At 42.3% G+C, this 22,092-nt stretch carries 18 protein-coding genes; 15 read left to right on the top strand and 3 right to left on the bottom strand.

The window, feature by feature from the left end; all coding sequences use genetic code 11:
* Nucleotides 1-222 precede the first annotated feature (222 nt).
* From AB5618_RS19900 to AB5618_RS19875, 6 genes are all read left to right on the top strand, one after another.
* Complete coding sequence (locus AB5618_RS19900) at nucleotides 223-2,166, top strand: glycoside hydrolase family 127 protein (RefSeq protein ID WP_118582633.1); 1,944 nt, start codon at nucleotides 223-225, stop codon at nucleotides 2,164-2,166.
* Nucleotides 2,167-2,253: 87 nt separating this feature from the next.
* A complete protein-coding gene (locus tag AB5618_RS19895) occupies nucleotides 2,254-3,609 on the top strand; it encodes a sugar ABC transporter substrate-binding protein (protein WP_173717466.1) in 1,356 nt (451 codons plus the stop codon).
* A gap of 204 nt (nucleotides 3,610-3,813) precedes the next feature.
* Nucleotides 3,814-4,731 carry a carbohydrate ABC transporter permease gene (locus AB5618_RS19890; RefSeq protein ID WP_118582639.1) on the top strand — a complete coding sequence of 306 codons (918 nt, stop codon included), beginning with the start codon at nucleotides 3,814-3,816 and terminating at the stop codon, nucleotides 4,729-4,731.
* A gap of 3 nt (nucleotides 4,732-4,734) precedes the next feature.
* On the top strand, nucleotides 4,735-5,592 hold the full coding sequence (locus AB5618_RS19885; protein ID WP_226815327.1) for a carbohydrate ABC transporter permease: 858 nt from the start codon (nucleotides 4,735-4,737) through the stop codon (nucleotides 5,590-5,592).
* Between the two features lie 160 nt (nucleotides 5,593-5,752).
* Nucleotides 5,753-6,466: a hypothetical protein gene (locus AB5618_RS19880; protein WP_368367012.1), complete on the top strand. Its 714-nt coding sequence runs from the start codon at nucleotides 5,753-5,755 to the stop codon at nucleotides 6,464-6,466.
* An 81-nt stretch (nucleotides 6,467-6,547) separates the two neighbouring features.
* On the top strand, nucleotides 6,548-7,588 hold the full coding sequence (locus AB5618_RS19875; protein ID WP_118582645.1) for a LacI family DNA-binding transcriptional regulator: 1,041 nt from the start codon (nucleotides 6,548-6,550) through the stop codon (nucleotides 7,586-7,588).
* 101 nt (nucleotides 7,589-7,689) lie between these two features.
* On the opposite strand, the gene AB5618_RS19870 is transcribed toward AB5618_RS19875, so the two are convergent.
* Entirely contained in the window at nucleotides 7,690-8,709 is a 1,020-nt protein-coding gene (locus AB5618_RS19870) for an ABC transporter substrate-binding protein (RefSeq protein WP_173735059.1), read from the bottom strand.
* 332 nt (nucleotides 8,710-9,041) lie between these two features.
* Between AB5618_RS19870 and AB5618_RS19865 the strand changes: the two genes are divergently transcribed.
* Entirely contained in the window at nucleotides 9,042-10,082 is a 1,041-nt protein-coding gene (locus tag AB5618_RS19865; protein ID WP_243110452.1) for a helix-turn-helix domain-containing protein, read from the top strand.
* A gap of 138 nt (nucleotides 10,083-10,220) precedes the next feature.
* Complete coding sequence (locus tag AB5618_RS19860) at nucleotides 10,221-10,820, top strand: HDIG domain-containing metalloprotein (protein WP_118582654.1); 600 nt, start codon at nucleotides 10,221-10,223, stop codon at nucleotides 10,818-10,820.
* A gap of 38 nt (nucleotides 10,821-10,858) precedes the next feature.
* On the opposite strand, the gene AB5618_RS19855 is transcribed toward AB5618_RS19860, so the two are convergent.
* Nucleotides 10,859-11,032: a chorismate--pyruvate lyase gene (locus AB5618_RS19855; protein ID WP_118582657.1), complete on the bottom strand. Its 174-nt coding sequence runs from the start codon at nucleotides 11,030-11,032 to the stop codon at nucleotides 10,859-10,861.
* Nucleotides 11,033-11,179: 147 nt separating this feature from the next.
* Between AB5618_RS19855 and AB5618_RS19850 the strand changes: the two genes are divergently transcribed.
* The 7 genes from AB5618_RS19850 to AB5618_RS19820 all read left to right on the top strand — a co-directional run bounded on the left by AB5618_RS19850 (nucleotide 11,180) and on the right by AB5618_RS19820 (nucleotide 20,354).
* Complete coding sequence (locus AB5618_RS19850; RefSeq protein ID WP_368367011.1) at nucleotides 11,180-12,070, top strand: 4Fe-4S binding protein; 891 nt, start codon at nucleotides 11,180-11,182, stop codon at nucleotides 12,068-12,070.
* Nucleotides 12,067-13,512 carry a M20 family metallopeptidase gene (locus AB5618_RS19845; protein WP_330386400.1) on the top strand — a complete coding sequence of 482 codons (1,446 nt, stop codon included), beginning with the start codon at nucleotides 12,067-12,069 and terminating at the stop codon, nucleotides 13,510-13,512. Before AB5618_RS19850 ends, AB5618_RS19845 begins: the two co-directional genes overlap by 4 nt.
* Nucleotides 13,513-13,943: 431 nt before the next feature.
* On the top strand, nucleotides 13,944-14,669 hold the full coding sequence (locus AB5618_RS19840; RefSeq protein WP_173719359.1) for a nitroreductase family protein: 726 nt from the start codon (nucleotides 13,944-13,946) through the stop codon (nucleotides 14,667-14,669).
* 50 nt (nucleotides 14,670-14,719) lie between these two features.
* Nucleotides 14,720-15,433, top strand: a complete 714-nt coding sequence (locus tag AB5618_RS19835) for a LytTR family DNA-binding domain-containing protein (protein ID WP_118582663.1) — start codon at nucleotides 14,720-14,722, stop codon at nucleotides 15,431-15,433.
* A gap of 257 nt (nucleotides 15,434-15,690) precedes the next feature.
* Complete coding sequence (locus tag AB5618_RS19830) at nucleotides 15,691-16,710, top strand: ATP-binding protein (protein ID WP_173736261.1); 1,020 nt, start codon at nucleotides 15,691-15,693, stop codon at nucleotides 16,708-16,710.
* 144 nt (nucleotides 16,711-16,854) lie between these two features.
* Entirely contained in the window at nucleotides 16,855-19,911 is a 3,057-nt protein-coding gene (locus tag AB5618_RS19825; protein WP_173719361.1) for a glycoside hydrolase family 3 protein, read from the top strand.
* On the top strand, nucleotides 19,911-20,354 hold the full coding sequence (locus AB5618_RS19820) for a hypothetical protein (RefSeq protein ID WP_368367010.1): 444 nt from the start codon (nucleotides 19,911-19,913) through the stop codon (nucleotides 20,352-20,354). Before AB5618_RS19825 ends, AB5618_RS19820 begins: the two co-directional genes overlap by 1 nt.
* Nucleotides 20,355-20,429: 75 nt before the next feature.
* On the opposite strand, the gene AB5618_RS19815 is transcribed toward AB5618_RS19820, so the two are convergent.
* A complete protein-coding gene (locus AB5618_RS19815; protein WP_227200935.1) occupies nucleotides 20,430-21,800 on the bottom strand; it encodes an MATE family efflux transporter in 1,371 nt (456 codons plus the stop codon).
* Nucleotides 21,801-22,092: the final 292 nt, after the last annotated feature.

Below are 22,092 nucleotides of genomic sequence, written 5' to 3'. Positions count from 1 at the left end.
GTGATAATCCATAAAAATCAAGTATATAATCTATAAGAAAAGCTGAAAAAAATAAATAGTATTTACAAAATCCATTTGACGTGCTACTATCAGTTTAAAGATAAGTAAAACGATTAACGAGAAACCAGTAAACTAAAAGAAAAACATGGAATTAATCCGGTTTTTTATTTTTTACAAAGAAGATTAAACGATTAATCAAAATCGGCAAAGGCAGGTGCAAATATGAAAAAACACTTGAAACAGTTGGATCTGAAGAGAATCCGGATCACAGACAGTCTGTTTGGGGAATATGTGAATAAAGTAAGCGAGAAGATCATTCCCCATCAGTGGAAAATTCTCAATGACCAGCTGGAAGATTCAGAGCCTACCTATTGTATCCATAATTTCCGTATTGCCGCAGGTGAAGAAAAGGGAGAGAGAAAAGGAGTTGTTTTCCAGGACACAGATCTTTACAAATGGCTGGAAGCGGTTGCCTACACCATAGCAGGTGGCCGTGGGGAGCATCTGGAAGAGCTGGCAGATCAGGTTATTGATCTGATAGGGAAAGCACAGGAACCAGATGGATATCTGAATACTTATTTTTCCGTAAATGCCCCTGCGAAGAAGTGGACCAATCTGGTGGAGGGCCACGAATTGTACACAGCCGGACATATGATCGAAGCTGCTGTTGCTTATTACCAGGCTACAGGTAAGGAGAAAATCCTTAATATTGCAAAGAAAAATGCAGATCTCATATGCAGGGTGTTTGGTACAGGAAAAGGCCAGAAACGAGGTTATCCGGGACATCAGGAAATTGAACTGGCCCTGGTGAAGCTTTACCGGGAGACCGGAAAGAAGATTTATCTTCAGCAGGCCAGGTATTTTATCCAGGAGAGGGGCAGGAATCCTAATTATTTGCAGGCAGAAATTGCGGGAAGAGGACATCCGGAATTTTTTCCGGAGTTCGAGAGGTACGATCTGGAATATTCTCAGGCTCACAAGCCTCCTGTAGAGCAGGATGAGGCAGTTGGACATGCAGTAAGGGAAATGTATATGTGCTCCGCAATGGCTGATCTGGCCGGAGAAGATGCCGATTCAGGGCTTATGGAAGCTTGCAGCAGAATTTGGGAGAACATGACGACACGGCGGATGTACATTACAGGAGGAATCGGAAGCAGCGGCTTCCGCGAGCGGTTTACTACAGATTACGATCTTCCAAACAGTACCAACTATTCTGAAACCTGCGCATCTATCGGTGTGATGATGTTCGGGCAGAGAATGGCAGCCATCACAGGAGATGCTTCTTATTATGACTATGTAGAGAAAGCGTTGTATAACACTGTGATTGCAGGAATCAATATTGCAGGAGACCGGTACTTTTATGTAAACCCACTTGAGGTGGTTCCGGAATTTTGCACAGAGCACACTTACATGGAGCATGTGAAACCGGTAAGGCAGAAATGGTTTGGAGTTGCCTGTTGCCCGCCAAATGTGGGAAGAACCCTTGCTTCTTTGGGACAGTACATATACGCAGAAGATGAGGAAGGGGTTTATATTAACCAGTTTATCTCCTCTACAGCAGATACAGAAATCAAAGAGAGCCGTATGAAGATAAAAATGGATTCCACGCTTTTGCAGGATGGAAAGGTTCAGCTCCAGGTGCAGTCGTCCGGACCAGGAATCCTGAACATCCGCATTCCCTGGTACAGTGAGAAATGGGAATGTGTGCAGAATGGAATTTCCATAAAAACGCAGCCTGACAAAGGCTATCAGAGGCTTTGCATTTCACCGGGAGACACACGGATCAGTATTGATTTCCATGTGGTTCCCAGATGGATGGGAGCCAATGACCAGGTGAGGGCAGATGCAGGAAAAACAGCCCTGATGAAAGGTCCGCTGGTGTATTGCCTGGAGGAAAAAGAAAACGGCAGATTCCTTTCAGAGATTTTTGTAGAAGAGAACACTTCGATAGAAGAAAACGCTCCCGCAGAAGAACTGGTAGGAAATGTTCCAACTCTTTCCTATAAAGGAATACGTGTAAGAAACAAAGGTGCAGACGGCGAAAATCAGTTGTACGGAAGTGTAGAGCTGGAAAAAGAAGAAGTTTCTCTGCGGGCCGTTCCGTATTGTATGTGGAACAACCGGGGACAGGGGGAAATGCTTGTATGGCACAAGCTGCGGATATGACAGTATTACAGATTAACTTTAAAACAGTAAATGTTTACAGCGGCCAGGCAAAGCCGTTATAATAAGATTAAGAAAAGGAGAAGTAGTATGAAGAAAAAACAGTTATTGGGGATTTTACTTGCAGGTACAATGATGGTTGGAGCAGCAGTTCCGGTTTTTGCAGCAGATGGTGACAGAGTAAAGATCACATATGCACAGTGGGGAAATGAAACTGAGACAGCAGCTACACAGGCAGTTGCTGATAAGTTCAACAGCGAACAGGACAAGATCGAAGTAGAAGTAGTGAAGATCGATCACGATACCTACGTTACCAAGCTGAATGCCATGGCTACAGCTGGTGAGCTTCCGGATACCGGTATTATGAGTGAGGCCGGCGTGCTGAAATTTGCAGAGAACGGACTTCTTGCAGACATCAGCTCTATGTATGGTGAAGGCGATGCCAAACCTCTGGATTGTCTGACATTCCGTTACGACGGCACACCAGTTGCATATTCTGCAGCAAACGAAGTTCTGAACCTTTGGTACAACAACGATCTTCTGAAAGAGGTTTGTGAGAAGCAGGGAATCGATCCTTCAGAGGTGACTCCTCCGGCAGATGCTGAGGATGCATGGGATTGGGATACTTTTGTCCAGACAGCACAGAAGCTGACTCTGGATATCAATGGAAAGAATGCTTTGGATCCTGATTTTGATCCGGACAATGTAGATATTTACGGATGTACCATTAACACACTGCCATGGCAGCTGGAAGTATGGGCAAAATCCAATGGCGGCGGATATTACAGCGAAGATGGCTCTGAATGCACCATTGACTCTCCGGAAACGGTAGAAGCACTTCAGAGAATCGCAGATCTGTCAGACGTTTACCACTGCGCACCTCCTGTAACAAGTGCTGCTAATGCTCTGGAATCCTCCCTTGGAAGCAAAAAGGTGGTTATGGCAACAGACGGTGCATGGAACGTCGGCACCTTCCTTGGACCAAGCGCTGATTTTGATTACGGTGTAGGTGTTCTGCCTTACATGAAAGAAAAAGTTACTATCTGTACTGGTGGACCAAACGTGGTATTCTCCACAACAGAGCACCCGGAAGAAGCTATGGAATGGCTGAAATGGTATTATCAGGAAGAGAATTCCTGGTCCCTGATCGAGGCTGGAACATGGATGCCGATCCTGGATTCCTGGTACACAGATCCTGAGAAAACAGATAAATGGATCAGCAACCCGAACTATCCGGATAAAGACATGTACAAGAGCGCAGTTGTGGATTATGCTATGAACAACGCACAATCTACCTCCTGGTATTATGTAAACGGAACTGAAGAGTTCAACGCCACACTTGATTCTGTATTCTCCAGCGTATGGGCTGGTGAGGAGACCATGGAAGAAGCGATTAACGAGAACCTGGAAGAGCTTCAGGATATCTTTGCTGAGAACAATGGCTGATCGGAGCTGTTCATACAGGCTCTAGAGCTGGTTATTTTATAGCAAAATAGTGAACGAAACAGTTACTGATAATAGGTAACATGAAGCAGCAGTGAAAATCTGCTGAAAAATAGGAAAAGCAACTGGACTGACCGGTTACTGTCCAAGGATATTATTTCATATTACTGACAGATACCGGTCAGCTCCCTTTTAAGAGGTGCGGGCATGAAAGCAAATAAGAAAAACAAAATAAAAGTGACATCAAGGGCCGGTAGAAAAGAAGAAAGGACCGCTTATCTCTGTCTGATACCGGCATTCCTTGGAGTAAGTCTGATCAGTTATCTGCCGACACTGGCAGTATTTGTTTTAAGCGTATTTAAGTGGAATGGTCTTTCCTCACCGGAGTTTGTAGGTCTGGAGAACTTCCAGCGTATTTTTACAAAAGATATTTATTTCGCAGATTCTATAAAAGCGACAATTTTGTACGCTCTTCTGGCTGTGGTAGGCGCTATTATCTATTCTCTTCTGGTAGCCCTGCTTTTGAATATGAAAATATGGGGACGGACATTATTCCGTTCTGTTTTCTTCATTCCATACCTTTTGCCTGCAATCGGTGTTTACAAAGGATGGCAATGGTTATATGAAGGTAACTTCGGACTTTTTAACTTTGTCCTTCGAATGGTGGGACTGAAACCTCAGAGATTCCTGGACAGTCCGAGTCAGGTAGTACCTTCCCTGGTAGTAATTGCAATCTGGACAAGCGGCAACCTGATCGTGGTTTTCCTTGCAGGACTTCAGAATGTACCGCGGGTTTACATGGAAGCAGCGGAAATTGATGGTGCAAATGCATGGCAGCGCTTCTGGAACGTTACCATTCCAAGCATTTCCCCGATTATTTTTTACAACGTGCTGACTGCCCTGATCACACACCTGCAGGTTATCAACCCGGCGCTGGCTCTTACAGATGGCGGCCCAGGAAAAAAGTCCATGTTTATGTCCTATGTTATTTATCTTTATGCATTTAAGAAAAACAAACTGGGATATGCAGCTGCTTATTCTGTGATCTTCTTTATCCTGGTTGGAATTTTTACGGCAGTACTCTTTAAGACGCAGAAAGAACAGATTTTCGGAGAGGGGGAATGAGAAATGGCTGGAAAAATGGCAAGCAGAAAGAAAAAAGAAAAAGCCTTTAATGTTCTGGCGTTTTTCATTGTACTGATTCTGGCTGCATTGGTACTTCTTCCCATCTGGTGGATTTTCCGTTCTTCCCTGATGAGCACGGCAGCATTGAATGAATATCCGCCTTCCTTTATTCCTCATGAGTGGCTCTGGTCAAACTATTCCAAAGCGCTGGAGACTTTTGAGTACTGGACTTATTTTAAGAACACATTCACCATTATCATTCCGGCAGTTACCTTTGGTACCATCACTGCGATTTTTTGCGGATATGCCTTTGCAAGACTTCGTTTCCGCGGGAAAAAGCTGATCTTCAACATCTGTGTTGGCACGATTCTTCTTCCGGGAATGGTAACCTTGATTCCTCTGTATATTTTCTGGACAAAGGGAATGGGACTGGGTGATACATATTGGCCGTTGATCTTGCCGTTCTTAACAGGTGGTGGCTTTTTCAACATTTTCCTGATCCGGCAGTTTCTGATGACGATTCCAAAGGAACTTGATGAGGCGGCTTCCATTGACGGGGCTGGAAGAATGAGAATCCTATGGACAATTCTTGTTCCTTCAATTAAACCGGCGGTAGTTGTAGTTGGAATGATGCTGTTCATCCAGATATGGAACGACCTGCTTCAGCAGATCATTTACATTAACAGCATGAGCAAATTTACCTTTGCCATTGCGCTGACCAACTTTACCGGCTCATTCGGAACTAACTGGCCGGTGGCACTGGCAGCCACGTTTATGACAATCCTTCCTGGTATTGTGATTTATATCTTCGGGCAGAAGAGCTTTGTGGAAGGAATTGTGCTGACTGGTATGAAAAATTAAATTATAACAATATTAACATTTTCAGGCAGGGCGGTGGTCCTGCCTGTACGAAATTTAAAATGAGGATGTAAAAAGCCTCTTTTTCAAACACGCTCTAAGACAATGCTTTGTGGGGTGTATGAAGAGGCTGTAATCAGGCAGTAATTTTGAGGAAAAGCATATGAGACTGACAAAAAGATTCATGGACTGGTATCAGGGAAATAATGATAAGGAGAAAGAGACGCCAAAGGGCGGTGTGAAGAGAGTTGGTTATGTACTCTGGAATTACGCCGGCAGACTGGTTGGGGCAAATGTGCTGTTCCTTTTGTGCTGTATTCCAATCGTGACGATTCCGGCAGCTCTGTCAGCACTGAACCGTTATCTTTCGGCGATTTACCGGGTAGGATATGGTTTTTCCCTGGAGGATTACTGGAAAGAATTTAAGTCTGATATTCTGAAAAATCTTCCGGCGGGAGCGCTCACCGGCGCTCTGGGATTCTATTCCTGTTATCTGCTCAGTCTTGCTGGAAATTTCGGCAAGGGAACTACCCATGATGTGCTGATTGGGTGTGGGATTGGTGTAATGATCTTTGCCATACTTATTGGTGGATATTATTTTGTAATGTCCGCTATGTTAGACCTTGGCGTGGGGGTATTGCTGAAAAATACATTTCTCATTATGGTATTGGAATGGAAGCTGAGTATGGTGATCGTAATCACTGTGGTAATTGCCGGCGGAATTTTGCTGGCACTGGCACCATATTCTCTGTTTCTGCTGCTTACGATCGGCGTTTCTTTTCCGCAGATGGTGATATATGCCTGTGTGGACAGGGCCGTGGAGCGAAGGGTGCTGCAGCCCTTTGAAAAATTACAAAGTAGAAGAGCAGGGGAGTAGAGATGGCGATTGTGGCTGTGAATAAAATATGATAAGATTGTGATAGAAAGAATTAATAAAAAAACCGGAGGGAGAAGTTCCATGCCGACCATAAAAGAAATTGCAAAAGCCTGTAACGTATCAGTTGCGACTGTTTCCAATATTATAAATCATAAAGGCAGCGTTGGTGATGCCACCAGGGAGCGTGTAGAGAAGGTGATTCGCGAGATGAATTATACGCCTAATTATGTTGCCAAAAATCTGAAAACCAAAAACACCAGAAGTATCGGTGTTATTGCAGAAGATATGACAGTTTTTGCTCTTCCTGATATTATCGACGGCATTACGGAATACTGTGAGGAAGCTGATTACCAGATTCTTCTTGTAAATCTCCGTCTTTATAAGAAATTCCAGGATAATTATTACCGTGATAACCGTCACAAAGAAATTGTACGTCAGGAGTTCCAGAAGCTTCTGGCAAAGCAGGTCGAAGGAATTATTTATGTGGCTGCCCATGAGCGCCTGATCGATATTATCCCAGAGGATCTGCCCATTCCAACGGTAGTTGCTTATGGCTTTACTGGCAGTGGGAAAATCCCATCTGTAGTGGTGAAGGATATCAAAGGTGCCCATGATCTGGTCAGTTATATTGTTTCCAGAGGACACAGGAAAATTGGTGTTATCGCAGGTAAGAAGGAGAGTATTCATACCCAGTCCCGTCTGGAGGGCTACCAGAAGGCTTTGTTCGAAGGAGGGATTCTCTATGATCCGGATATGGTCACTTATGGTGACTGGGATCGGCAGAGTGGTTATGAGAACACAGATATCCTTTTGGAAAAGGGTGCAACAGCTATTTTCTGTATGAATGATTTCATGGCTGGTGGAACCTATGACCGTTTGGAAGAGCTTGGGCTTCATGCTGGGAAAGATGTGGCTGTGGCTGGCTATGATAACCGTGAAATGGCATGCTATGAAAAGCCGCCGCTTACTACCATGGCTCTTCCTCTTCATGATATTGGCTATAAAGCCTGTCAGATCATTATTGGGATTCTGACAAAAGAAGAAGTGGAGTTGGATAATGGAAATTGCTTTGTGGAGTGTATTCCTTGTATTCGGGAGTCGGTGAATGCGGTGGAGGCATAGAGAACGGTATTTGCTATTTAATGTGCTGAAAAGTTCTTCAGGAGGGACGCATTGTCCAAATGCGTCCGGAATAACGACCAGCACATTAAATAGCAACTTTTTTAAGAAATCGCAGCTTCAGCGAATGCAGTTGTAACCAGGTTTTCACAATCTGCCCTGTCAGATAATTCTCCTGCACTCTCCAGAATATCCTGCAAAAGTTCAAAACTATCTTTTTCGAATATCAGATTCTCTTTCCAGGTATCCTGCTCATAATAACGCTTGACAATTGTGGTAAGGGTATCCATATCTGTTTCCGGGAATTGAGGGGAAATCACCTGCGCAATTTCCTCAGGGGAATGGCTTTGTACATAGTCCATGCCTTTTTGAAGGGCGTTTGTGAAGCTCTGGATAATCTGTGGGTTTTCGTTAAGAAAGCTGGTCTTTGCACTGTAAGAGGTATAGGGGACATAGCCGGAATCCACGCCCAGAGAAGCCACTACATAGCCTTTTCCTTCTTTTTCCAGGGCGGTTGCAGAAGGCTCAAATTCAACAGTAAAATCTGCTGACATGTCGCCGGTAAATGCAGCTGCAGTGGAACCAAAATCAATACTCTGGTCGATTTCCAGATCCGACGCCGGATCAATATTATGATTCTTTAAAATGTACTCAAATACCATTTCCGGCATGCCACCCTTACGACCACCAAGAACTCTCTTATCTCTCAGCTCATCCCATGTGAAATCCGGCATTTCTTCTCTTGCCACAAGGAAGTTTCCAGCCCTCTGGGTGAGTTGTGCGAAATTCACAACCGGATCAGTGGCACCTTCCTGATAGGCATAGATAGATGCCTCGGCCCCCATAAATCCAATATCAGCTTCTCCGGAAATGACAGCAGTCATAGTCTTATCCGCACCAAATCCTGTGACAAGTGTCAGATCTAGCCCTTCCTCTGCGAAATACCCTTCTTCAATCGCCACATATTGCGGTGCATAGAAAATTGAATGCGCCACTTCGTTTAAGGTAACCTTTGTAAGCTCCTCTTTTGATTCTCCATTCTTTGCAGCAAAGACTGTGGCTGGCAGTGCAGTTACTGCAAAAATCACAGCTGCTGCCAGTGAGATCCATTTTTTATTCTTCATACAGAGACTCCTTTTTGACTTCTGCTGTTAGGATATGCAAAATATGGGAAAGATGTTCGTAATAAGTATATTGCAAAGCTTAAAAAGAGGGTCGAGAAAAGTTATTTACCTGCCTTTTCTGATAAAATTTGTAATTGGATTTTTAACTTTCCTAACAGTTAAAAAATATGAAATGTATTTAACAACAATTCAATTGTGCTCATCTGTCAATTCTGCTATGCTTTAATCACAAAAGCTTTTGGAATTTTAACCGAATAAGTTGCGAAGCAGCATTCGGTTATGAGCAAGTAGCGAAGCGGACCTGGAATATCCGCTTGACTCAGGAGAAAAATATGATGAATATTGGAAATGTGATTAAAAAATATAGAAAAGAATTAGGTTACACGCAGGAAGAAATGGCAAAACGTCTGGGAGTAACCACTCCGGCGGTGAATAAGTGGGAAAATGGGAACTCCAATCCTGATATTGAATTGTTAGCTCCTATTGCAAGATTACTGCATATTTCCCTTGATACCCTGTTGTCTTTTCGCGAAAATCTGACTGACCTTGAAATCGAAGAGATGATCCACAAAATGGACAAAATGTTTTCTGAGGAAGGCTTTGAGAAGACTTATCAGTGGGCTGTAAATACCATAAAAGAATATCCAAACTGCAATCTGCTGATCTGGCAGATTGCGGTAATGCTTGATTCGCGCCGGATCATTGGCATGTGCGAGAATCCGGACAGGTACGATGAGCAGATCAATTCCTGGTACGAAATGGCGCTGAGTGATAAAGATGAAAAAATTCAGCACTATGCAGCTGATTCCCTGTTCGGCTTCTATTTGCGAAAAAAGAATTATGAAATGGCAGAAAAATATTTAAACTATTTTTCCGATTATGATCCCATGAAAAAGGTGAAGCAGGGACAATTATATATGAAGCAGGGGAAAAAAGAAGAGGCATTTGAGATGCTGGAAAAGGCTGTTTTTTCAGAGTATACCACCTTGAATTTGGCTTTTGGAATCATGATTACTAAGGCTCTTGAGGAAAAAGACCATGGATACGCAAGGTTTCTGGCAGAGAAAATGTGTACATTAGCTTCAGGATTTGATATGGGAAAATACAATGAATGTGCAGCAATGTTGAATGTTGTGACCGCAGAGAACAATGTGGAGGGCACTTTCCAGGTTGCAAAGCAATTGCTGAACAATGTGGACACCATATGTGATTTTCAGGAATCCCAATTATACAAGCATATGAAATTTCAGGAAGTCGAAAATCCATATACGGAAGAAATGAAAAAAGAATTGCTGGAAGGCTTCAGAAACGCAGAAGAGTTTGCTTATATGAAAGAATACGAACCCTGGAAAAAATTGTTATCAGGGAATTAAAATTATCACTTTCCTCAAAATGGTTGTATATAAATAAAGAACGATGTATAGTATTTGCAAGGTTTTTCTTTTATTCCAAATCATGAACATGCTTATGTGGTAAGCAGAGTATAGAAAGACATACGAGGAGTGACAACAATGGAAACAATCACAAGAGACGAGGCTTTTTCATTATTAAAAAAATACAACAAGGATCCATTTCATATCCAGCATGCACTGACTGTGGAAGCGGTCATGAAATGGTATGCAAACGAACTGGGATATGGAGAGGATGCTGAATACTGGGGAATCGTAGGGCTTCTTCACGACATTGATTTCGAGCTTTATCCGGAAGAGCATTGCCTGAAAGCACCGGAAATGCTTCGCGAGGCAGGGGTAGGCGAAGATGTGATACACAGTGTGGTATCTCACGGATATGGAATAACCGTAGGCTGCGGTGTAACGATTGATGTAGCACCGGAACAGGAGATGGAAAAAGTGCTCTTTGCAGCAGACGAACTTACCGGATTGATCTGGGCAGCAGCTTTAATGCGTCCGTCTAAGAGCACTAAAGATATGGAACTGAAATCCCTGAAGAAAAAGTACAAGAGCAAAGGTTTCGCAGCAGGCTGCTCCCGGGAAGTAATTGAGCGCGGTGCGCAGCAGCTTGGATGGGAACTGGAAAAATTGCTGACCATGACACTGCAGGCAATGGCAGCCAGTGAAGATACGATTAATGCGGAGCTAGAAAATGCCTGAATGTTGTTTTACAATCGAATGAATTACTATGCAGTATATCAGTCAACTATGGTATACTGCATCATTTCATAATGTAATCTGCATCCTTCTGTAATGTCAAATGGCAGAAGCGCTCTTGCTACCAGCTTCAGTTCTTCCTCGGGAAGATCTGTCCTGCGCAGGTGAGCGTAGTCGCCGTCAATAGATTCTACAATATAATCACAAATTAACATAGAAATTATCCTTCCGGTTTGTATTATTTATATGCTTATAGAATACCACAGAGAAAAACGTTTTTCAAACACCAATTCAGGTGCTATAATAAAAATCACAGGTGAAAAAATTATCAGTGAATAACATCAGGAAATGAGGTATCAAAAATGTCAGCATTAACAATCAGTCCGGAAGATGAAAAAAGAGTAAAAGGAATGGGCTTTCTGAATAACAGAGGAACCGACCTGTTTTCAGCAAGAGTTCTTACAACAAATGGAAAAGTAACTGCAGCACAGCATCGCTGTATGGCAGACGCTGCAGAAAAATTTGGAAACGGTGAGCTTTTGTATACCACCAGACTTTCCGTGGAAATCCCGGGAATTCCCTACGATAAGATTGAAGAATTTCAGAAATTTATAGCGAAGGAAGGCCTGGTAACAGGTGGAACAGGGGCTAAGGTACGTCCTGTAGTGTCCTGCAAAGGAACTACATGCCAGTATGGACTTCTGGATTCCTATGCAGTATCAGAAGAAATTTACAGACGTTTTTATGAAGGCTACAGGGAGGTTGCACTTCCGCATAAATTTAAGATTGCAGTGGGTGGCTGTCCGAATAACTGTGTGAAACCAGACCTGAATGATGTAGGAATTATTGGACAGAGAATTCCAAATGTCAATGCAGATGTATGTAAAGGCTGCAAGAAATGTGCCATTGAGGCTGCCTGTCCAAACAAAGTGGCAAAGGTGGTTGATGGGAAGATTCAGATTGACAAAAACATATGTAAAAACTGCGGCCGCTGTGTTGGAAAATGTCCGTTCCATACCATTGAGGACGGCGCTTACGGCTATAAGATATACATAGGTGGACGCTGGGGTAAAAAAGTATCTCAGGGAAAAGCCCTTGGCCGGATTTTTACATCCAAAGAAGAAGCCCTGGATGTAATTGAAAAGACCATTCTTTTCTTCCGTGACAATGGAATAAAGGGAGAACGTTTTGCGGAGACTATTGAGAGAATTGGCTTTGAAAATGTGGAGAAGCAGCTGTTGGAGCAGCTGTGAAAAGACGTTACCCGGGAGAGTCATTACAATTGGTGGAAATGCTCTGCACAGATAAAATAGAATTTGGAGGAAATATAACATCTATGAATACAAGAGAACAGATCCATGCATTATCTGAGGAAATGCTTGAAAATCTTGGAAAGCTGGTTGCCGTTGATTCCCAGCTTGGCACCCCGTCAGAGGGGAAACCTTTCGGAGAAGGACCGGCAGAGGCACTTGAGATCGGGCTTGAAATTGCCAGAGAGCTTGGTTTTAAAACCGTAAATCTTGATAATTACTGTGGTTACGCCGAAATGGGAGAAGGCGAGGAAATCGTAGGTATTGCAGGTCATCTTGATATTGTACCTGTAGGTGGTGACTGGACCTACGATCCATTTAAGCTGACACGAGATGGCGACCATGTATACGGACGTGGAACTACAGATGACAAAGGACCTGTAATTGAAGCTCTCTATGCGATGAAACTTCTAAAGGATTCCGGTGTGAAACTAAACAAAAGAGTCCGTCTGATCATGGGATGCAATGAGGAGACCGGTTCCAAATGTATGGCACATTATAATGAGGTAGAGGAAGAGTTATCCTGCGGCTTTACACCTGATGCAAATTTCCCATGTATTCATGGTGAAAAAGGCTATATGTCCATGATGGCATATTCCAAAAATACCAGAATTATCTCCATGAATGGTGGCTTTGTTTCTAATGCAGTATGCGATAACTGTACCACTGTGATTCCGGCGGAAGCTGGTCTTAAGGAGAAACTGGAGCAGATGCTTTCCGAAACAAAACTGCAGGAATATAAAGTTACGGAAGCCGAAAACCAGATTACCATTTATGCAAAAGGCGTACCGGCTCATGCCAGCACCCCGACACTTGGTATCAACGCAGCAGGTGTTACCATGGAATGTCTTGCAAAGGCAGGCTTTGAAGACGATTTTGTTAAATTTTATAATCAGCACATTGGAACTGCCTGTGATGGCTCCGGTGTTGGCCTTAAAATTGCCGATGAATTTGGTGAGCTGACCTTCTGCAATGGAATCGTAAAAACAGAGAATGGTGTGATTTCCTGCACCATCGACATTCGTGTACCTGTAACCTTCAAAAAGGATGATATTCTGAATCGTATAGAGGGTAATCTGGAAGATGAAAATGGCCGTATTGAGGTGGGGGAAATCGGTAATCCGTTGTTCTTCCCAAGAGAATCTCCGCTGGTAAATGCCCTGTACAAGGCTTATGTGGATGTGACTGGCGACACGGAGAACAAACCAATGGTAATTGGCGGTGGTACCTATGCCAAATCTCTGAAAAATATTATTGCATTTGGTCCGGAAAAGCTGGGTGTGGATTATCGTATTCACGGTGCAGATGAGTTCATTCTTGTTTCCGAGATGGAAGAGGCTGTGGAAGTGTATATGGAAGCAATTAAGAATTTGTTAGCAATTTAACCAAACCCAACAAGTTTAAATATAAAAATAAAAGAAGAAGTCCTCGAATGTTTCTGGCATCCGAGGGCTTTTTTACGTGATCAGGAAATTACTTTGTAATACTTCTTAAAAAAATGTCAATATCTGTATCAGAAATGACAATACCCGAATCGTTTTTTTATTGAAGAATGGCTATACGGCTGTCTGTATTGCCAGTCCACTGGCTTAGTTCGGTGCGTGTGCACTTCTGATCCCTTGCTATTACAGGATGATGAAAGACAGCGCACAGACTGCTTAAATTGTGGACTCCATATTGACTTGAAAAAACAGATATTTCTCGGTATTATTATTGGGAATATCTGTTTTTTTGTAAGAAAAATCGAAGAAAGATAATTTTTATACGGTTATGTCATTCGATGATAGCTGTTTAGAGGAAAAGGGAGAAATTTAAAATGAATGAAATTATAAAAAGTTTATATAATAGAAAATCCATGCGCGTATACGAAGAAAAGTCCATTCCGCAGGAGATGAAGAAGGTCATCCTTGAAGCCGCAGCCCAGGCGCCTACAGCAGGTTGTCAGCAACTTTATACTATTTTGGACATTACAGATGAAGAATTGAAAAAGGCTTTATCTGAGACCTGCGACTACCAGCCATTTATTGCGAAAGCACCTATGGTACTGGTATTCTGTGCTGACTGCAAGAAGTGGTATGATGCATATCTGGAAGCTGGCTGTGAGCCAAGAAAACCAGGTATAGGAGACCTTATGCTTGCGGTGACAGACACGGCAATTGCCGCACAAAATGCAGTTGTGGCAGCGGAGAGCTTTGGTATCGGTTCCTGCTACATTGGTGATATTATGGAAAATTATGAGAAACAAAGAAGACTTCTGAACCTGCCTGATTATGTTTTTCCAGCTGTTATGCTGGTATTTGGCTGGCCCACCCAGCAGCAAAAGAATCGCCCTAAACCCCAGAGATGTGCACAGGAACATATTGTCCATGAGAATACCTACCGCAGTATGGACGACACTGAACTTCGCGAAATGTTGAGTCACCAATACAAAAATTCCACCTTCGAAGACTGGTGCAAAGCCTTCTGCAAAAGAAAATATAATTCCGATTTTTCAAAAGAAATGACACGGTCGGTGGGGGAATATCTGAAGCAGTTTGAGTGAATATTGCTGTTTTTAGAATTACTTATATCAGGGAAAAGGAGAACAATAGGATGTTCAGAATTGGAATAGCAGAGGATGATCCCTCATTCCAGAAGACAATTTCCGAATATATTGAGCGTTACAAAAAAGAAACAAATATAGATATCCAGGCGTCTTTTTTTCAAGATGGAAATGAATTGGTATTTAAATACGAACCCATATATGATGTTCTTTTACTGGACATTGAAATGCCAAAAATGAATGGTATGGATGCTGCCAGAGAAATCCGAAAAAGGGATCAAAGAGTGCTGATTATATTTATAACCAACATGGCGCAATATGCAATCAATGGTTACGAAGTGGGTGCCTTGGACTTTGTCCTGAAGCCTATAAAATATTTTTCTTTTTCTATGAAACTGGAAAAAGCCCTGAAGTCTGTGAAAGGCCAGGAGTCTGTTAATATTCTGTTGGAATACAAAGACGGGATGAAAAAAGTGTCCTCCGATGAGATTGTTTATGTGGAGATTCGTGATCACTGGCTGCATATTTTTACGGTAGATGAAGAATATCAGCTTCTTTCTACCCTGAAAGAATTTGCGGCAAAATTGGCAGACTATCATTTTATATGCTGCAGCAGTTCCTTTTGCATTAACATGAAATACGTCACAGATTTTCAAAAGGATATTATAACCTTGAATGATAAAACAGAATTAAAAGTCAGCCGATCGAAGAAAAAAGAGGTAAAACAGGCATTACTTGATTATTACAAAGGAGGGCTGCGCTGATGGTATCAGAAATTTTATCCCAAATTCCCATATACATAGGACATGCATTTTTTTCAATCAACGTGTTCCCAATCATACTGTTATTTTCAATTGGCATTCAGAAAAGAAAACACTTTGCATGGCGAATTGTCCTTGGCTTTCTGATATCCGTATGTTGTTCTGCGCCCTTTTCTCATGGGCTTTTTACATACATCATGCAGTTTACCTTGTTTGTATTCAGCAGTTATTTTGCATACGAAATTTCCTGGAAAGAGGCTTTGTATAGCGTTACATGTGCCTATGCAGTACAGCATATCAGCTATTGTGTATATCTGATTTTGTTTCGACCAGTTCATGGAATACCGGTTTATGCACCGGCATATATTGTGTGTGCAGTGTGCATTGCACTTTTGCTGTACTGGTTTATCGGAAGAAAATTACCTGAAAATGGACATTATGATGTGGATATTCGTTTCTCTATGATGTCGTTTTTCCTTATTATCATGCTCGCTCTGGGGCTTAGTATTGCAGCGGATACCATGTTTAATGCAGAAGAAAATAATCTCTATTACCTATGTAAAGCATACGATCTGATTTGTTGTCTGTTTGTATTATGGGAACAGATGGATTACAAAAATAAATTGAATAAACAGAGAGAGCAGGATCTGGAAAAACAGGTTCGGCTGAAACAAAAGGAATTGTTCCGGCTGAGACAGGATGATGTGGAGCGGATCAATCTGATCTGCCATGATCTAAAAAAACAGCTGGAGCCACTGAAGCTTTTCTCAGATGAAGAACAGCAAAAAGCATACTATGATCAGGTGTGTAAAACTATCCAGTCTTATGATTCCCAAGTGGAAACCGGAAGTAAAGTTCTGGATACTTTGCTGTCCCAGAAAAGACTGGTATGCATGAAAAATAACATAGAATTAACCTGTGTGGCAGACGGGAAGAAAATGGATTTTATATCTGCTGTGGATTTATATACTATTCTTGGAAATGTAATTGACAACGCAATTGAGAGTGTACTTATGGTTTCTGACGAAGAGAAAAAAGTGATTTCCACATCTATTTGGACCAAGGGAAATCTGCTCCTTATTCAGATACAGAATTATATGGAAAACGAGAAAATAAACTTTTCAGAAGGGCTTCCTGTGACTACAAAAAATGCACATGATGGTCACGGATATGGGTTGAAAAGTGTGCGAAAATGTGTGGAAAAATATAATGGAAGTATGGATATTACAGCGGAAAATCACATGTTCAGCCTGACGATTATTATACCTGTCGCAAAATAAAGTGCAAATTACGAAATCTGGAATGCCTGTTACGAAATCTTAAAATATCCTTTTTGAGTATGTGTTAAGCTCCTGACCATGATGAACGCGCGGTCATAAAAAGCAAAAAACAATATTTATTGTTGATCAAATGGGAGGAAACATATGAAAATCAAGAAGGAAATCACCCGTGGTCTGGGTGCTGTTTCAGCTTGTCTGCTTACAGTTGTGTCCATAGGAACTCCTGTGGCAGAGGCCTATGAGGGCAGACTAAACACAGTGCTTGGCATTGAAACTACAAAGACAGTTTCGGATGAAGGCTTAGATGTTGATACAGATTATTATAAAAGCGATTATGGAACTGATATTTATGATGGAGATAAGCTGCAGCAGCTGGAGGATGATGCGGCAGCACAGGCAGTTGCAGAACAGGAAGAAGGTTCTGTTCTTTTGAAAAATGACAACAATGCACTTCCACTGGCGGCTGGAAGCAGCATTACACTTTTTGGACAAAATTCTATTGAGAGTACGGAAAGTGTAGCTGGAAGTACAGGTTTTGGCGGTCCGCAATCCTACTCAGGACCTTTTTACAGTTATCATTCTACGGCTAATTCTACCCAGGAACTGGTAACTTATCTTGGAGCAATGGAGTCCGTTTATGATGTTAATCAGACAATGGTAAAGGCTTATCAGGAGAGCGGTTATATGCGTGTAAAATCTGTTGACGATCCGCAGATTGGAGAAGCACCAGCAGATTTTTACACAGAAAATCTGAAAAATAGCTGGCAGGATCAGTATAATGATGCAGCTGTTGTTATGCTTACAAGACAGGCAAGTGAGGATTGTGACCTTCTTCTTGAAGATCCAGAGGGAATCAGTCAGCTGGCTCTTCATCAGGACGAAAAAGATCTTTTGAATATGCTGAAAGAACAGAAAGAGCAGGGCGTATTTAAGAAAATTATTCTTCTTGTAAATTCTAACTGGGCTATGGAGCTTGGAGACCTGGATGATTATGATGTGGATGCATGCCTATGGATTGGTTCCCCTGGTATTGTTGGATTTACAGGTGTTGTAAATCTGCTTCAAGGAGAGGCGAACCCATCTGGAAAACTGGTTGATACCTATGCGAAAAATTCCCTGTCAGCTCCGGCTATCACCTATGCACAGATGAAAAATACGCCAGAGTGGGCGAATCTGGATGAGGTTCTGGAATATTGTTCAGACAGCGATCAGTATGTTTCCAACTATCTGATCTATGCAGAGGATATTTATGTAGGATATAAATATTATGAAACCCGTTATGAGGATACCGTACTTGGAAACGGAAATGCAGACAGTATAGTTGGTTCCTCAACTGGAAAAGCATGGAATTATAATGACGAAATCGCTTATCCATTTGGCTATGGACTTTCCTACACAACCTTTTCCCAGACCCTTGATGGTGTAGAGTATGACGAAACAACAGATACTTACAACGTAAAAGTTACCGTGACAAATACTGGTGATGTAGCTGGAAAATCTGTTGCAGAAGTCTATGCACAGACCCCATATGGGGATTATGAAAAAGAGAACAATGTGGAGAAATCTGCAGTCCAGGTTGTGGGCTTTGATAAGACAGATATCCTGGCGCCAGGTGCTTCTGAGACACTGGAAATTCCAGTAGAAAGATATCTCCTTGCAAGCTACGATTACACCAATGCCAAAGGCTATATTTTAAGCGAAGGCGATTATTACTTTGCCATCGGCGATGATGCACACGATGCCCTGAACAATATTCTTGCTGCAAAAGGTGCCAAGGGAATGACAGATGCATTGGGCGAGAAGGCTAAAGGAGATGCAGAGAAAGCATACTCCTGGAACAATGCAAAACTGGATACAGAGTCCTATAAAATGTCCCGCTATTCTGATATGGAAGTAACAAACCAGTTCGACGATGCCAATTTAAATAACCTTGGAACAGACACTGTAACTTATCTTTCCAGAAGTGACTGGGAGGGAACATATCCAGCAGAGCAGGTTTCTGTAACTGCAACTGAGGATATGATGAAAACTTTAAATGGTGATCTTTATACAGAACCAGAAGATGCACCATCTGTAGATGATTTTACCCAGGGAGTAGATGCTGGCATTAACTTTGTTGCAATGAAAGATGTAGATTACGATGACGATGCCACATGGGATAAATTCCTTGACCAGCTCACGGTAGAAGAAATGGCTTCTATTCTCCCTGACCAGAACGGTTCTGTACTAGTTGAGAGTATTGCAATGCCGTCTACCTACCGTGGGGATGATATGGACTGTTTGGAGCAGGTAACTTTCAAACTTACTGGAAAATCCGGTATTGTATGGCCTTCCACCGTTGTTATGACCTGCACCTGGAATAAAGATGATGTTGCGAAACGAAGCAGCATGACTGCAAATGAAGCTTATTTTATGGGCGCAACAGAAATCTGGTCTGGCGGCCCGAACTGCCATCGTACACAGTTTAACGGACGAGCTTCTGCTTACTATTCTGAAGATGGAAACATGGGATATCTGGTAGGAACTGTTGTTGCTGAAAACGTTCAGAAATATGGAATTATCCTTGGCTATAAACACATGGTTGTAAACGACCAGGAAGCACATCGTGAGAGTGCGGCAACCTTTACCAATGAACAGGCTCTTCGTGAGCAGTATCTGCGAGCTTTTGAGGGAGCTTATACAAAAGGCGGCGCAATGGGTTGTATGACAGCATTTAACAGAATCGGCTGCACTTACTGCGGAAGCTCCTCAGCACTTCTTACAACTGTTATGAGAGGAGAATGGGCTTACAAAGGACATGTTACTTCTGATGCGGTTGTGAATATGGATTACAAGAAACATTATACTTCTAACATTACAGCAGGACTTGACTACTGGTGCTGGGATATGGCAGGATTCGGAGCTTCCGATGATTCTTCTGTAGTGCTCAGTAAAGACATGGTTACGGAAGCCATCGAAAATGGTGACGGTTACATGCTTCAGACTCTGCGTAATGCAACCAAGCACAATGTTTATGCACAGGTTCATTCTATCCTGATTAATGGACTGGATGAAACCTCTCATGTAGTACATATTACTCCATGGTGGAAAACAGCTTTGAAAGCGGCAACAATTGGATTTGGAACAATTACTATACTGTTTATTGTACTTTACTATCTGGAAATGCTGGTTTGGAGTAAAAAGAGAGGAGAAAATGCATAATGAATATCAAAGATAAGATATTAGGAAAAAGAATCAGCGGCATTTTTAATGCATTAAATATTCTGCTCGGCCTGTTCTGCATTATTTATTACAGTATCAACGCAAACCGTGTAAATGAGTTTAATAAAGCTGTTGATTTTTATCTTGTACTGGCCATTATGTGCTGTGGGATTTACGTATTTGCAGATTATGTGATTGCGGATATTTTCAATCTGATTGCAGTTGTGTTTATTACACTTTCCATTGGAAAAATGATCGTAAACAGTATCAACACTTTTGCAGATGCCTTGAACGGAATTTCCATGTTCGGTTCTTCTGGTGTGATCGATTATATTATTGTGACAGCGGTGGTTATGGTTATCATGCTGGTGCTGGAAATCGTATCCTGTTTCCTGAGCAGAGAGAAAAAGAATGCAATCAAGGTGGTTGTTTCTGAAAAATAATTTCAGAAGTGTAAAACTTAATTATAAAAAAATCCGACAGAACAGGTATGAAAATACCATCTGTCGGATCTTTTTTTATCTATTTGTAGTTCTTAACAAACTATGTTCGCAAATATACTGGAACACAAAATAAAAAATAATTCCCTTTGAAACGGTGGAAAGTGTCAGTGCCCACCAGATTCCATTCAGTCCCAGTGCAGTGTTTGACAGAACCAGTGCAAGGGGGATTCGTATAACAGTCAGGCCAACGCTGATCAGACTGCAAAGCTGTGTCCGTCCAAGACCAGACAGGGCACCCACAGTCATCATTTCCACGCTGAGAAAAATTTCGGAAAATCCGATGATTCGCAGGTAATCAACGGAAAGCCGGATAACTTCCTCCTCGTGGAAAAAGAGCACAGAAATCTGCCGCGGGAAAAATACAAAGGCAATAGTGATCAGTGCAGCCCAGCATATCAGAAGCCGAATGGAAATATGGTATCCTGATTTGATTCGGTCTTTTTTTCCTGCTCCGTAGTTCTGCCCCATGAAAGCGTTTAGGGCGGAGCCAAAACCATCAGCTGTGTTCCAGGAAAGGGACTCAATCTGTCCGCCTACACGCTGTACGGCAATAGCACCGTCCCCGAATCCGGAAACCATTCGGGTGAGTATCATGGAGATGATACAGTAAAGGCTTCCTTGAAGCGCAGTGGGGGTTCCAATGCGAAAGACTCCTTTTAAACAGGCAATATCCGGTCGTGAAAGCAGACGGATTTTGTGTAGTACATTGGCTTCACCGTGGTCACGGAGAATTTCTGCAACAAGGATCAGCAGAACTATAATCTGTGCAGTAACAGTTGCAACTGCTGCTCCTACAACTTCTAATCTGGGAAATGGTCCTACACCAAGAACAAGAAGCGGATCAAGGATCATATTCAGTATCAGACCAAAGAAGTTTGCTTTCAGCGGTGTTTTGGAATCGCCCTGGGCTGTGAAAAGACCTGTCAGCACCTGGGAAAGGAAGGAAAACAGGATCAGTCCGCAGGTAATCCGCATATAAATTCTGGCACTGTTGTAAGTCGCTGCATCATTTAATGCAAAAAAATGCAGCAGCGGATTAGTAAATAACATACTGATCAAGGTAACAAAAAGAGAGAAGAGTATGGTAAGCTGCAGAGCCGCCTGTGCAAAGCCTGCGGCAGTCTTCTGGTCACCTCTTCCAAGGGAATGCGCCATGTTTACCTGTCCTCCCATTCTTGCCAGGGAAGAAAGTCCCTGGGAGAGCCAGACGTACATACCTCCCACGCCCACACCCGCCACTGCTTTAGAGCCCAGCATTCCTATCCATGCCATATCTGTAATGTTGTAGGCGGTAGACAGGAAGGAAGAAGCCATGATTGGCAGTGCCAGCTCAGACAAAGTCCGTAAAATAGGACCGGAGGTGAGATTTAATTGTTTCTTTTTCATTTTAGATCTCCTGAAAATAGTAAAGTATCATTATTATACCATAGAAAACGCATTTTAAGAAGATGAAATATGACTTGAAAAGTTACTGTTCACTCCGTGACCAGTAACTCGCTTCGCGATGCACAGAAATCATGCATTCGCATGATTTCGCGCCGCAATTCTCGGGCTTTTTTGTGAACTTTGTTCACAAAAAACACCTCGCGGAATGTTACCAGTGAACCAATGTCATTTAGTTAATTGGAATATGAATGAGATAACACCATTAGAAATACGATATTAGACCCGAAAGTTA

Origin of the sequence: Ruminococcus sp. J1101004sp1_RTP21198st1_B9_RTP21198_201120 (assembly GCF_040924245.1) — a bacterium.
In the GTDB taxonomy this organism is placed as follows: Bacteria; Bacillota; Clostridia; order Lachnospirales; family Lachnospiraceae; genus Blautia_A; species Blautia_A faecis.
This window is presented reverse-complemented; position numbering and strand designations above follow the sequence as displayed.

Excerpts from the sequence above, each read along its gene's own strand:
- AB5618_RS19850 (WP_368367011.1), top strand. The coding sequence starts at position 11,180 with ATGTCAGCATTAACAATCAGTCCGGAAGATGAAAAAAGAGTAAAAGGA.
- AB5618_RS19865 (WP_243110452.1), top strand. The coding sequence starts at position 9,042 with ATGATGAATATTGGAAATGTGATTAAAAAATATAGAAAAGAATTAGGT.
- AB5618_RS19820 (WP_368367010.1), top strand. The coding sequence starts at position 19,911 with ATGAATATCAAAGATAAGATATTAGGAAAAAGAATCAGCGGCATTTTT.
- AB5618_RS19880 (WP_368367012.1), top strand. The coding sequence starts at position 5,753 with ATGAGACTGACAAAAAGATTCATGGACTGGTATCAGGGAAATAATGAT.
- AB5618_RS19855 (WP_118582657.1), bottom strand. The coding sequence starts at position 11,032 with ATGTTAATTTGTGATTATATTGTAGAATCTATTGACGGCGACTACGCT.
- AB5618_RS19895 (WP_173717466.1), top strand. The coding sequence starts at position 2,254 with ATGAAGAAAAAACAGTTATTGGGGATTTTACTTGCAGGTACAATGATG.
- AB5618_RS19815 (WP_227200935.1), bottom strand. The coding sequence starts at position 21,800 with ATGAAAAAGAAACAATTAAATCTCACCTCCGGTCCTATTTTACGGACT.
- AB5618_RS19860 (WP_118582654.1), top strand. The coding sequence starts at position 10,221 with ATGGAAACAATCACAAGAGACGAGGCTTTTTCATTATTAAAAAAATAC.
- AB5618_RS19835 (WP_118582663.1), top strand. The coding sequence starts at position 14,720 with ATGTTCAGAATTGGAATAGCAGAGGATGATCCCTCATTCCAGAAGACA.
- AB5618_RS19900 (WP_118582633.1), top strand. The coding sequence starts at position 223 with ATGAAAAAACACTTGAAACAGTTGGATCTGAAGAGAATCCGGATCACA.
- AB5618_RS19890 (WP_118582639.1), top strand. The coding sequence starts at position 3,814 with ATGAAAGCAAATAAGAAAAACAAAATAAAAGTGACATCAAGGGCCGGT.
- AB5618_RS19825 (WP_173719361.1), top strand. The coding sequence starts at position 16,855 with ATGAAAATCAAGAAGGAAATCACCCGTGGTCTGGGTGCTGTTTCAGCT.
- AB5618_RS19885 (WP_226815327.1), top strand. The coding sequence starts at position 4,735 with ATGGCTGGAAAAATGGCAAGCAGAAAGAAAAAAGAAAAAGCCTTTAAT.
- AB5618_RS19875 (WP_118582645.1), top strand. The coding sequence starts at position 6,548 with ATGCCGACCATAAAAGAAATTGCAAAAGCCTGTAACGTATCAGTTGCG.
- AB5618_RS19840 (WP_173719359.1), top strand. The coding sequence starts at position 13,944 with ATGAATGAAATTATAAAAAGTTTATATAATAGAAAATCCATGCGCGTA.
- AB5618_RS19870 (WP_173735059.1), bottom strand. The coding sequence starts at position 8,709 with ATGAAGAATAAAAAATGGATCTCACTGGCAGCAGCTGTGATTTTTGCA.